This window comes from Scytonema hankhaensis NUACC26 (assembly GCF_045865695.1).
Taxonomy (GTDB): Bacteria; Cyanobacteriota; Cyanobacteriia; order Cyanobacteriales; family Nostocaceae; genus Scytonema.
The window spans coordinates 33,432-45,116 of sequence record NZ_BAACAP010000197.1 but is presented as its reverse complement, the minus strand read 5'-3'; the positions used below and the strand labels follow the sequence as shown (position 1 = coordinate 45,116).

Annotated in this window: 8 protein-coding genes; 4 read left to right on the top strand and 4 right to left on the bottom strand. The window is 42.1% G+C overall.

The features are described from left to right. Positions 1 to 117: 117 nt before the first annotated feature. Together hemW and ACKTT2_RS21940 are read left to right on the top strand one after the other, a co-directional pair. Positions 118 to 1,293: a radical SAM family heme chaperone HemW gene (gene hemW, locus ACKTT2_RS21945; protein WP_407890562.1), complete on the top strand. Its 1,176-nt coding sequence runs from the start codon at positions 118 to 120 to the stop codon at positions 1,291 to 1,293. Between the two features lie 236 nt (positions 1,294 to 1,529). Beyond that, positions 1,530 to 2,195, top strand: coding sequence for a DUF2996 domain-containing protein (locus ACKTT2_RS21940; protein WP_407890561.1), 666 nt, complete (start codon positions 1,530 to 1,532; stop codon positions 2,193 to 2,195). Here ACKTT2_RS21940 and ACKTT2_RS21935 read toward each other — a convergent pair. Further along, positions 2,192 to 2,710, bottom strand: coding sequence for a TM2 domain-containing protein (locus tag ACKTT2_RS21935; protein ID WP_407890579.1), 519 nt, complete (start codon positions 2,708 to 2,710; stop codon positions 2,192 to 2,194). The genes ACKTT2_RS21940 and ACKTT2_RS21935 overlap by 4 nt on opposite strands. A 480-nt stretch (positions 2,711 to 3,190) precedes the next feature. Between ACKTT2_RS21935 and acsF the strand changes: the two genes are divergently transcribed. After that, on the top strand, positions 3,191 to 4,267 hold the full coding sequence (gene acsF / locus ACKTT2_RS21930) for a magnesium-protoporphyrin IX monomethyl ester (oxidative) cyclase (RefSeq protein ID WP_407890560.1): 1,077 nt from the start codon (positions 3,191 to 3,193) through the stop codon (positions 4,265 to 4,267). Between the two features lie 289 nt (positions 4,268 to 4,556). On the opposite strand, the gene ACKTT2_RS21925 is transcribed toward acsF, so the two are convergent. Then, positions 4,557 to 4,712 (bottom strand): hypothetical protein, encoded by a 156-nt coding sequence (locus tag ACKTT2_RS21925; RefSeq protein ID WP_407890559.1) that lies wholly within the window; start codon positions 4,710 to 4,712, stop codon positions 4,557 to 4,559. A gap of 552 nt (positions 4,713 to 5,264) precedes the next feature. On the opposite strand from ACKTT2_RS21925, the gene ACKTT2_RS21920 reads away from it, so the two are divergent. Then, a complete protein-coding gene (locus tag ACKTT2_RS21920; RefSeq protein WP_407890558.1) occupies positions 5,265 to 5,960 on the top strand; it encodes a haloacid dehalogenase type II in 696 nt (231 codons plus the stop codon). Positions 5,961 to 6,117: 157 nt separating this feature from the next. On the opposite strand, the gene ACKTT2_RS21915 is transcribed toward ACKTT2_RS21920, so the two are convergent. Together ACKTT2_RS21915 and ACKTT2_RS21910 are read right to left on the bottom strand one after the other, a co-directional pair. Beyond that, a complete protein-coding gene (locus ACKTT2_RS21915; protein ID WP_407890557.1) occupies positions 6,118 to 8,319 on the bottom strand; it encodes a PAS domain S-box protein in 2,202 nt (733 codons plus the stop codon). A 194-nt stretch (positions 8,320 to 8,513) separates the two neighbouring features. Next, positions 8,514 to 11,423, bottom strand: a complete 2,910-nt coding sequence (locus ACKTT2_RS21910) for a sensor histidine kinase (protein WP_407890556.1) — start codon at positions 11,421 to 11,423, stop codon at positions 8,514 to 8,516. Between the last annotated feature and the right edge of the window lie 262 nt (positions 11,424 to 11,685).

Below are 11,685 nucleotides of genomic sequence, written 5' to 3'. Positions count from 1 at the left end.
AGAGTTTTATGCTTTATCTTTTTCATCTTTTTGTTGTAAAACGATAAAAAAATCCAAATAACACAGTAATTTTCATTATTTCTAACTCTTCGATTAATAATTTCAATCTTTATCAAAATGGTTTATTCAGTCAATGTTGTTGGCGCTCCCTCCTCTGCTTATGTTCACATTCCTTTCTGTAGGCGGCGATGCTTCTACTGCGATTTTCCAGTTTCAGTGGTCGGAGATCGCTTGCGGGGTGAAACATCAGGCACTATTTCTCAGTACGTCAGCGCTTTGTGTCAAGAAATCGCGCTCGCACCTTCTCTCGGTCAACCATTGCAAACAATCTTTTTTGGTGGCGGTACTCCCTCCCTTCTCTCTGTAGAACAGTTACAAACGATATTGACAGCGTTGGATAAGCAATTTGGCATATCCTCTAAAGCAGAAATTTCCATGGAAATGGACCCAGGTACTTTTGACTTAGCCCATATACAAGGCTACCGTGCAGCAGGCACAAACCGGATCAGTTTGGGCGTGCAAGCTTTTCAGGACGATCTATTAAAAGTGAGCGGGCGATCGCACGCCGTCTCAGATATTTTCGCCGCCGTTGAGTTAATTCAACTAGTCGCGGTTCCCGAATTTAGCATAGATTTAATATCGGGATTACCGCATCAAACTTTAGATAGGTGGGAAGAATCTTTAGAAAAAGCGATTGCCCTATCACCTACGCATATATCTATTTATGACTTGACAATTGAGCCACAGACGCCTTTTGGGCGGTATTACAAACCTGGGGATCGCCCTTTACCAACAGATGAAACCACAGTTGAAATGTATAGGTTGGCACAGAAATTTTTAAAAAATGCAGGCTACGAACATTATGAAATTTCTAACTACGCCAAACCAGGACATCAATGCCGCCACAATCGAGTTTACTGGGAGAACCGTCCATATTACGGCTTTGGCATGGGTGCAGCAAGTTATGTTGGAGGAAAACGCTTCAACCGTCCGCGCACCACTAAGGAATATTATCGCTGGGTGCAAAATGGAGCGATGATTGATTGTGATGTGACACCACCAGATGAGGTTTTATTAGAAACTTTAATGTTAGGGTTAAGATTGGCAGAGGGTGTCAGCTTGGCTGTATTAACAGAGTATTTCGGCAAAGAGAAGGTAAAAGAAATCGAGCGGTGCTGTGCAACTTATCAAGAGAAAGGTTGGGTGGAAGTGGCAGGCGGAAGATTACGTCTAAGCGATCCCGAAGGTTTTTTGTTCTCTAATGTGGTACTGGCAGAGTTGTTCCGTCAGTGATTCCTTGTTCCTAGGTAGAACCTAGGAATGCAGCCACCGGGGCTCTGCGGAGCGTGACAGGTTGGGTACGGGAGGCGGAGCCTCCCTCAAGGCATTCCCAGGCTGAGCCTGGGAACGAGAGTGAGAAAGATCTCCGACTCCTGCCAGAAATCGGGGATCTAAAGCGCGGTAATAACTCACAGAGCTATGTCAAAATGAAAGTGAAACAGTCAAGTCGGAAGGATTGACTCCAAGCAATGGCAGAAGAAACAAATCACAATCAAGCAGGAGAAGTTGCTCCCAGCACTGTCGATAAGCAAGCCCCCAGTGTCGCTGAAGAAAATGCTCCCAGCACAGATTCACCAGAAGCGACAAGCATTCCAACTGCCAACGCTCCAGACCCCACAACGGCAAACCCAGAAACTAATCCCAATGCGGCAAAAGCCAAAACTGCACCACCCAAACGGGAAAAGCCAGCAGGTAAAGCCGCCGGGGATGCAGATGAAAAGCCAGCCGCCGCTAAGGCAGGGGCAAAAAAAGAGAAAGCGCCTGGTGTTGAAGATAAGCCATTTGTAGAGTTTATACAGCAAGACTACTTGCCAGCTTTACAAAAAGCGATCGCAAAAGAAGGGGTACAAGATTTACAATTATCTTTTGCCAAGCAGAAGCTTCCCATCGTTGGCTATGAAAAAGCGGAAGACTGTTGGCAAATAGCAGGTAGTTTGCAAAACGGGTTGCGCCACTTTAACCTGTATTTTCCTGAGGAAGACATTCAAGGGAAAAAAGCATTTTCCTGTAATGAAGGGAAAAAGCCCAGCACTCTTGAGTCATTCCTCATAGACGAGCGCAAAATCACACTAGACCTTTTGGTGTATGGTATTGTGCAGCGTTTGAACGGTCAAAAGTGGTTGGGAAGAAACTAGCCAAGCTCGTGAAAGTGGTAGGTAACGGCTCCTGTCATGGGATCGTTATCTACTGTTACATAACCAGATTTCAGCATTTCCTTGAGCGTAGCTTCCACTTCCGTAAAGCTAGCCCCAGTTTCCATAACTCCTTGAGTCACAGTCACTCTGCCACTTCTTTTTTCTGCCACTTTCAGCAGTTTTACCATCAGTTTTTCTTGCGGCGATTCGTAAACCTGAGTTGCTGCAGGAGGTCGATCTAGAGGCACGCCAAGCGGAGACACCCCAGCTTTAAGCTTAAGCCGTATTTCGTGTTCGTCAACCATATTAGGGATCAGAAATAAATCGACAAACTGCCCAACTCCGAGCAAACCTAAAGTACACATCCACAACAAACCCGTCCCTATCTTGCCATTGTACAAGCGGTGCAGCCCACTCAATAGCCCAAAAAATCCCACTACGTTTAAGATGTAAGAGACAAGAATACGATCTTGATGTTCTTTATTTGTATTTGTGTTATTATTACCCGCATTCATCCCGTACCAACCCCTCAGATTCGTGCTTGTTTTCCCAGACGGCTTTCCCACACTGTTTTGTTTCAAACCAGGATAGGTAGCGATTCAAAAGTTGCAATAAAGAAACTCTGTAAATAGAAATCTTAAAAGGGACAGATAAGTAGGTAGGGCTAAAGCCCACCAACAGAAGAATATGGTGGGCTTTAGCCCTACCTACTTAAAATTTTTTATGAATAATTTAGGATAACCATAGAGAATATAAATATGTTTGATGTCCTATCTCTAGGATAGTTCGGGAAAATGCAATTGCACTTCACCCGATAGGATCGTTAATTGAAGTATTGTTGCAAGTCTTAACGTTTTAGGCGTCTTTTATTACCCCTAGCCTTGGTAGACTGAACTATACAAATAAAATACTGTCGTCTGTCACAGTATGTGAGAGTATTTCTCGTAGCTGTGGCATAAACTACGGAATAATAAGACATTCATCGCAATCGAGACATGGTAGATTCCCTAAAAAAACCAGGCTTTGAAGAAATACGACCAGGGATCAAAGTCCCAGCTAAGGAAACCCTGCTGACTCCCCGATTCTACACAACTGACTTCGATGAGATGGCACGGATGGACATTTCCGTCAACGAAGATGAGTTGCGAGCCATCCTAGAAGAGTTTCGTGCGGACTACAACCGCCATCACTTTGTACGGGATTCTGAGTTTGAACAATCCTGGGATCGTATTGATGGGGAAACTCGTCGGTTGTTCGTTGAATTTTTGGAGCGTTCCTGTACAGCAGAATTTTCCGGATTTTTGCTTTACAAAGAACTCGGTCGTCGCTTAAAGGACAAAAGCCCCGTTCTGGCAGAGTGCTTTAATCTTATGTCTCGCGATGAAGCACGTCACGCTGGCTTCCTCAACAAAGCACTGTCGGATTTCAATCTGTCCCTAGATTTAGGGTTTTTAACAAAGAGCCGCAAGTACACTTTCTTTAAACCAAAATTTATCTTTTACGCTACCTATCTTTCAGAAAAGATTGGTTATTGGCGGTATATCACAATTTACCGTCATTTAGAAGCACACCCAGAAGCTCGGATTTATCCAATTTTCCGTTGGTTCGAGAACTGGTGTCAGGATGAAAATCGCCACGGTGATTTCTTTGATGCCATCATGAAATCTCAGCCACAAATGCTGAACGATTGGAAGGCGCGGTTATGGTGTCGGTTCTTCCTGCTGTCAGTTTTTGCCACTATGTATCTTAATGACGTGCAGCGCAAAGACTTTTATGCGTCCATTGGTTTAGATGCACGGGAATATGATAAGTACGTCATTGAAAAAACCAATGAAACAGCAGGGCGAGTCTTCCCCGTCATGCTAGATGTTGAAAAGCCGGAGTTCTACGAGCGTTTGGAAGTTTGTGTCAAGAACAACGAGAAGTTGACTGCGATCGCTAACTCCAATACTCCCAAATTCCTGCAAATCTTCCAGAAGCTACCCTACTACATCTCTAACGGTTGGCAAATCTTACAGATGTACTTCATCAAACCAATCGATGCTGAAGCAACTCGATATGTTGTGCGTTAGGTTTTAGATCCCCCAAGCCCCCCTTAAGAAGGGGAGAAATTCTTAAAGTCCCCCTTTTTAAGGGGGATTTAGGGGGATCTCTAAAGATGTCTGTACACTGTAGCCTTATAACAGGGGGGAAATTGAAAATCCAGTTCCCTCCCCTTTCCAAGGGGAGGGCTAGGGTGGGGTAAAAACAACGCTCAAACCATAATTCGTAAGCTATTTCAAACTTGTGTGTACACCGTAGCATCTCAAAAAGACAAGGCTAGAAATAAAAAACCCGCTTGTGCGGGCTTAAATAAATTTTTTAATTAGAAAACGGAGCACGGTTTTTACGATGGCGATGCATTTTCCTAGCTTCTGATTTTTCTTTTGCCTGACTCAAACCAACCGCTACAATGTACGTCATTTCTGCTGCCATTTGATACGCTGAGTGAATATTTGCTTTTTCTTGCTCGCTCATCAGAACCTCGCAAAGAGTATGTAAATTCTGGAGACCATTCCAGGGAAAGCGATGAAACTTAAGACTTGCAGTCGGAATTCCTGGTTAGTCGCTTTGTATTTGGTTACACAACTAAGAATATAGCGAAGAGCGATCGCTAAGCTTCATCCAATTGGGTCACCCGATCGGGTGATATTGAACTAGAATTAAGTATCAATTACTACTATTATATAACATACACAAGTAGGGCGAGCAATACCCACTAACATGAAATGGTGGAGAATGCCTACTGTTTTCAATTGACCGAAAAACTAAAAGCACCCAGAGAAAACTCTGAGTGCGGAAGCTTGAGGTTGAATCTCGTGATGTTTTTACTTTAAATCATTTGCTAAGCTTTGACAGTTAGAAAAAGTCATAAAAAGTACGATAGTTTTCCTTAATCTAGGACTGACTTCTATTTAATTTTTGAAATGTATGTAGTAGGGTGGGCAAAGCTAGCACAGTTATTTCGGAAAGGTTGAGATAACTGGAAAGAAAAAGTCATAGAAAAACAAAAAAAGGTGAGAGCATTAAATGATTGACTTAAATCAGTACGAAGTCTTAACTTTTGATTGCTATGGAACTCTCATTGATTGGGAGACAGGAGTGATAGAAGCACTGCAACCCGTTCTTAATGCACATCAAATTCAATTGAGTGATGATGGCATTCTGGAATTGTTTGCGCGTTTTGAATCTCAACTCGAACAGGGAGAGTATCGTAAGTACAAAGATATTCTTCAAGGAGTTGTGCAAAAATTTGGCGAACAGTTTGGCTTTACACCTTCTTCTGTTGAATTAATTGCCCTCGCTGACTCTGTTAAAAACTGGCAACCCTTCCCAGATACGGTTGAAGCCCTCAAGATTCTGAAACAGCGACTGAAATTAGCGATCGTCTCTAACGTTGATGATGACTTGTTTGCCTTTACAGCAAAGCATTTACAAGTTGAGTTTGACTCAGTTATTACTGCCGAACAGGTGAAAAGTTACAAGCCCTCTTTACAAAACTTTCAAGTTGCAATTAGCCGTATGGGCATTCCTTCTGAAAAAATTCTACACGTTGCTTGCAGTATTTACCACGACATTGTTCCTGCCAAGTCTTTAGGGTTATCGACAGTTTGGGTGAATCGTAGATTTGGGAAAGAAGGTGTGGGTGCAACTGTGCCTGCTGTCAGCAATCCAGATTTAGAAGTTCCCAACTTGAAAACTTTGGCTGAAATGATACAACTTTAACAACATTGGAAACACTACTCTTATCTTAAAACGGGTCAATAAGCCAAAAACAGCAAAAACACGGATTTCATTTTTTCGATTTTCAGAGTAAACTTAGATACACACATTAGCAAGGAGTGGTGCTGCTCTGGCAATTGCCAGAGCTTATTTCTCATAATTAGTCTTGTCGGTAAAAAGGTAAAGTAAACCAGAAGGTTGTACCTGCACCTTGAGTACTTTTGACGCCAATTTCCCCGCCGTGTGCTGTAATAATTTGCCGACACATATACAATCCTAAACCCAAACTGAGAGAATTCCGATCGCTTTCACCTCGAAAGTAAAGGTCAAATAATCTCTCGCACTGTTGTTGCGTCATTCCCACACCGTTATCAGAAACAGTGCAATAAATGCGATCGCCTTCCAAGGTAGCATTAAGGATAATCTCTAACTCTGGGGGATTGTGTTTGATGGCATTAACGATTAGATTAGTATAGACTCGCCATAGCTGTGTTGGATCGCCATAAATTGGTGGTAAATCTGTAGCGACTTGATTTGTTAGAGTATCTTGGTTTTCTTGTAATATTGCTTCTAAATCTGCAATAGCAGCTTCCACCACAGCAGACAGTTGCACGGGTTGGCGTTGCAATAAAATACCTTGTACTTCGCTAGAATGTGCCTCCATCAACGAGTTAATTAAACTCAATTGGCGATCGCTACTCTGTACCATACGTTCTAAAATAGAGCGGGGTACGGGGATGAGGGATTGGTGATTGGCGATTAGCGATTGGGAAGATTCTTCCCCCAGTCCCTTGTCCCTTGTCCCCAATCCCTTGTTCAACAAATTCTTTAACACCATTAAAGTTCCCAACACTGGATTGCGTAGATCGTGAGAAACAGCGTGCAAAAAGACTCTGAGTGCTTCCTCGGTACGTTTGCGTTGGCTGATATCCAAAATAACTCCTACCAAACCGCCAAGAGTTCCATCTGCTTTGGAAAATATTGCTTTGTAAAATATCACATCATGTTGGACACCATCTTTGTAGACAAGATGACTTTCGTAGGTTTGAATTTCTTGTTGCTCAAACAATACTAAATCCGCTTGATGATACTTGTCTGCTATATCTTTTGATAGAAAATCATATACAGTTTTCCCCAAAATTTGCTCTTTACTAAAACCTAAACTTTCTTCAAAAGCTTTGTTACAGCCCATATAAATGCCTTGATAGTTCTTGTAATAAACAGGTGTTGGTATTGTATTCATCAAGACTTGTAAGAAATCAAGCTGTTCCTGTAGAGCTTCTTCAGCTTGTTTGCGCTTAGTTATGTCCTCAATTAAACCCTCATAATAAAGAATATTTCCACTTTCATCCCGAACGGCATATGCTTTCTCAGAGATCCAAACAATGCTACCGTCTCGACGATATATTTGGGATTCAAATTCAGAGATATTACCCTTCTCCTCCACCTGACGTATAAACTCAGAACGACGGTTGGGATCGACGTACAGTTGGTGTTCGATATCGGTAAAATTTTCTGTTACTTCTTGAGGTAACGAGTATCCATAAATCTTGGCAAGGGCGGGATTGGCTGTAATATAACGTCCATCTGGTGTACTTTGAAAAATCCCTTCAACCGCGTTTTCAAAAATACTGCGGTACTTAGCTTCTGTCGTCCTCAATTTTTGGTATGCTTCCTCTAATGCTCTTTTTGCAGAAAACTCAGAACGTTGTAGGCGATCGTACAGGTAAACTCCAAGGTCACAAATAAAACAAAACCAAAATAAGGCTAGCATCATTGTGACGTTATCTATGGGCTTCTGATTTTCTAGTGGCGGTGGTTTCAATCCCAGTGCTGTGTTTACACTAAAATAGTAAATCAGTACACCCAGTTGAGCAACCAAATGAAGAGTCCATCGAACTGGTATGAGAATGGCTTGGCTCAAAAACATTAAAAACCAAGCAACAAAATCGGGTATGGCAAAACCGTTAAATGTTGCCCAAACCTGTTCTACCAGAGTGATTGACCAAGATAATCCCAAGAACACAACTTCTGGATAATGACGCCCAAACCGAGTTCTATGTACGAGCAAACAGGTCAGCAAGCCTGCTATCATGGCACCAAATAGGACAAAAACCAGAGATTGTAATTCTTTGGGAATTTTAGTTAACTCTTTTAATGGGAATAAAAAGTCGTAAATATTCAAGCACGTAAAGCTCAAGACCAAGATTATGGCAATCCACAGTCCTAGATACAATCTTTGCCACAAAAAATGATTGCGCCAAGCATTATACTCAGCAGTTCTAGGGCTACCTGTTAGCACGTTAGTAGCAAAAAAAACCTTTCTCAAACTCTTTTGTACTGTTTTTAATATGGTCGCCATTCGATTTGACCAAATCTTTACTAAGGGGTTTGCGATCGGGAATTGGGGGCTAGGTGGTTAACAGTCTTCCCCTGGGATAGAGATATCTCCGCAATTTCCAATCCCTCATCCAAGCGCCCCTTTGATGAAGATAGAATTGCTAGTACAGAGCGGCGGAAAAAAGGCAACCATTGGTCACAGAGCAAAAACTTTTACTATAAGCTTTTGTGCCTTCTGCCTTCTGCCTCTGGACAACTGCCTTTTTGTACTAAGGGCAATGTAAACCAGAAAGTTAAGCCTTGCTTGCGGTTGCTGCTCACACCAACTTCACCACCATGTGCTTTAATAATTTGCCGACAGAGAAACATCTTTAAGCCAATACCTGTGGAGCATCGAGCTTGGGGATCGCGAACGTATAAATCGAACAGGCGATCGCATTCTATTTTACTTATGGTGACACCATCATCTTGAATTGTAAATCGAATGACATCATCCTGAACTACAGCTTTCAGAGTAAATCTTAGTCCTGGTGGATTGTGCTGGTAACTATATGTAAACCATTGGTGTACAACCTTCTGCAATTTAGTTGGATCGGCAATAACTAATGGTAAACCTTTTGGAATCGAATTTTTTACAGTTGCTTGATTTTGTAAGAGCATTGGTTCCAAGTTTTTAGTTATTCCTTCCATCAATATACTAAATGGTACTGTCTCTTGATGGAGGACAATCCCGTGTGCCGAACTTGAATGCAATTCAAGTAGAGATTCTATCATCTTTTGTTGGCGATCGTTTCCTTGTAGCATTCTCTCTAAGATGGAACGGGGGACGGGAATTAGCGATTGGGAAATATCTTTAATATTGCTTGCTCCAGTCCCTAGTCCCCAGTCCTTAGTCCCCAACAAATTATTCAGCACCATCAAGTTACCCATAACGGAAGTTTGCAGTTCGTGAGAAACTGTGTGTAAAACAACATCCTTTACCCGGTTTAGTTCTTGGAGTTCCACCATTTTCTGCTGCAATTGTGCTGTACGTTCTTCTACTTGACGTTCTAAATCAGTATTAAGGAGCGCAAGTTGTTGATAGAGTTGTCCTTGCTGAATTGCGATCGCAACTTGTTCTGACATTTGTTGAAGCAAATCAATTTCCATTGCCTGCCAGCATCGCGGTTTTCCACACTGATTTGCAATCAAAGCACCAAACAATTCTTCTCCCATCATAATGGGTACAGCCAAGGTGGCTCTTGTTTGGAATTGTTGGTAGAGGTTTTTAAGTTTGGTTGAGGGTGTTGTTTGCGTAATATCTTCCACAACTCGCAATCGATTGCTGCCAAGCAGCCCTTTTAATTCTGCCAACAGTGTTTCATCATCGCTTTTCCAACCCAAGATAGAGGGGTATTTGGGAGCGACAGATTCTGCTATAATATTTGACTGTGAGGAAGACTCATTCAAAGCAATAAAAACTCGATCTGCTTCTAAAAATTGCCGTACTTCATTAACAGTAGTTTGTAGGATTTGGTCGAGATCGAGTGAGGTACGAATTCTTGCCAAAGTTTGTGCTAAAAGGCGATCGCGTTTTGCTGACAATCGCACTAAATCTTCCGCCTGTTTCCGTTCTGTGATATCGTTAGTTACGCATAGCATACAACGCTCTCCACCTAGAGTGATGACTTCGGCGGAAAACAAAACAACCCTTGATTCACCCGATTTATCGTAAAACTCAGTTTCTAAATTGCGAATAAATCCCTGTTGTTGTAAAGTTTGGTGTATTGTAGTATCTTGTGGATTAACACAAAGATTTAACTCATTGTGAGTCCGACCAATGACCTCTTCTCGACGGAAGCCTGTAATTTGGAGAAAGGGATCGTTAACGTCAACATAGCGTCCATCTTCTAGTGACAGGATAGCGATGGGATTGGGACTGCAACGAAAGGCTGTAGAAAATTTTTCCTCTGATTCGCGCAGAGCAATTTCTGCCCGTTTTCGTTCGGTGATATCGTGATTGATAAATAGCAGGCATTGAACGCCATCCAAAGAAATGATTTCAGCAGAAAATAACCCCGTTCTTACCTCACCTGACTTGCGGCGAAATTCTGCTTCCATGTTGCGAACAACACCGTTTTTCTGTAATTCTTGTACTAGTGCAATGCGATCGCGATCGTTCGCCCAAATCTTCAGTTCGGTAGCAGTACGACCAATTGCTTCGGTTCGCTGATAACCCGACTGTTCGACAAAACTATCATTAACTTCTATAAAACGACCTTCTGACAGCGTGCTAATTGTAATCGGATTCGGACTTGCACGAAAAACTTTAGCAAACTTTTCAGCCAAACTTCTTAAATTCACTTCTGTTTGTTTGCGGTTGGTAATATCCCGAACAATTGTCAAAACTTCATCTTGCCCGCTTACAACTAACCGTGCTTCATAATCCCGCATTCCCTGTGGTGATGGCAGTTGATATTCACAAGTTTGTAAGCTTTGAGAATCTAAAGCTTGGGCAATAGCCTTTTGGCTGAGTAAAACAACATCAGGAGGTAAAAAATCTTGCAGGTGCTTCCCAATGATTTCATGTCTTGGAATTGTGACATTCGCACCTTCACCTTTAAAGTCTAGATATACGCCATCGCGACTGAGACGAAACATCAAGTCGGGTATTGCGTCTAAAATAGCTTTATATCTTGCTTCACTTTCTCGCAATTTTTCTTCCGCGAGTTTTCGATCTGTAATGTCAATAATTAACCCATCCCAAATAATGTCTCCTGATGGCTGTTGTTCCGGACGTGAAGTTGCTTGAACCCATTTAAGTTTGCCACTAGGGGTAATGATTCGACCTTCCCAAAGCCAAGGTTCTCCTGTTGCACAAGATACGGCAACGGATTGCTCAAAACTATTAACATCCTGTGGATGAGCTAGGCTGTACAATATCTGAAAATTTGCTTGCACCAATTCTGGTTCCAATTCAAAGAGTTCTTGACAGCCAGAACTGGCATAGATAACAGTTCGGGAACCATCTTGCCGTTTGAGAAATTGGAAAATCATTCCCGGTAAATTGGCAGCAATTCTTTCTAAGCGAGAGAATGCTTCTAGTTGGGAAGTAGGTGTATGCAGGGTTTTCACGGATTCATCCACTCTTGAGACCTTAATCGCAAGCTAAGTCATTGTATAAATGTAAGCGATCGGTATTTCAGCAATCATTTGAGATTTGAGTATGTCACTCATGTTTTTTGCTCTTAAGCGATCGCTTATCATTTACAGTTATATTTTCAGAGTATCGTTCGAGTTGGGATTTCGCATTCACCCAATTGGATGAAACACTTGCAGATAAGTGTTTGTAAAAAACAAAATGCCCCTGCTTTTTTCAGTAAGATCCAGGCAAAGGCAAACACTAAAA

Excerpts from the sequence above, each read along its gene's own strand:
- ACKTT2_RS21925 (WP_407890559.1), bottom strand. The coding sequence starts at position 4,712 with ATGAGCGAGCAAGAAAAAGCAAATATTCACTCAGCGTATCAAATGGCA.
- ACKTT2_RS21915 (WP_407890557.1), bottom strand. The coding sequence starts at position 8,319 with ATGGCGACCATATTAAAAACAGTACAAAAGAGTTTGAGAAAGGTTTTT.
- ACKTT2_RS21940 (WP_407890561.1), top strand. The coding sequence starts at position 1,530 with ATGGCAGAAGAAACAAATCACAATCAAGCAGGAGAAGTTGCTCCCAGC.
- hemW (WP_407890562.1), top strand. The coding sequence starts at position 118 with ATGGTTTATTCAGTCAATGTTGTTGGCGCTCCCTCCTCTGCTTATGTT.
- ACKTT2_RS21920 (WP_407890558.1), top strand. The coding sequence starts at position 5,265 with ATGATTGACTTAAATCAGTACGAAGTCTTAACTTTTGATTGCTATGGA.
- acsF (WP_407890560.1), top strand. The coding sequence starts at position 3,191 with ATGGTAGATTCCCTAAAAAAACCAGGCTTTGAAGAAATACGACCAGGG.
- ACKTT2_RS21935 (WP_407890579.1), bottom strand. The coding sequence starts at position 2,710 with ATGAATGCGGGTAATAATAACACAAATACAAATAAAGAACATCAAGAT.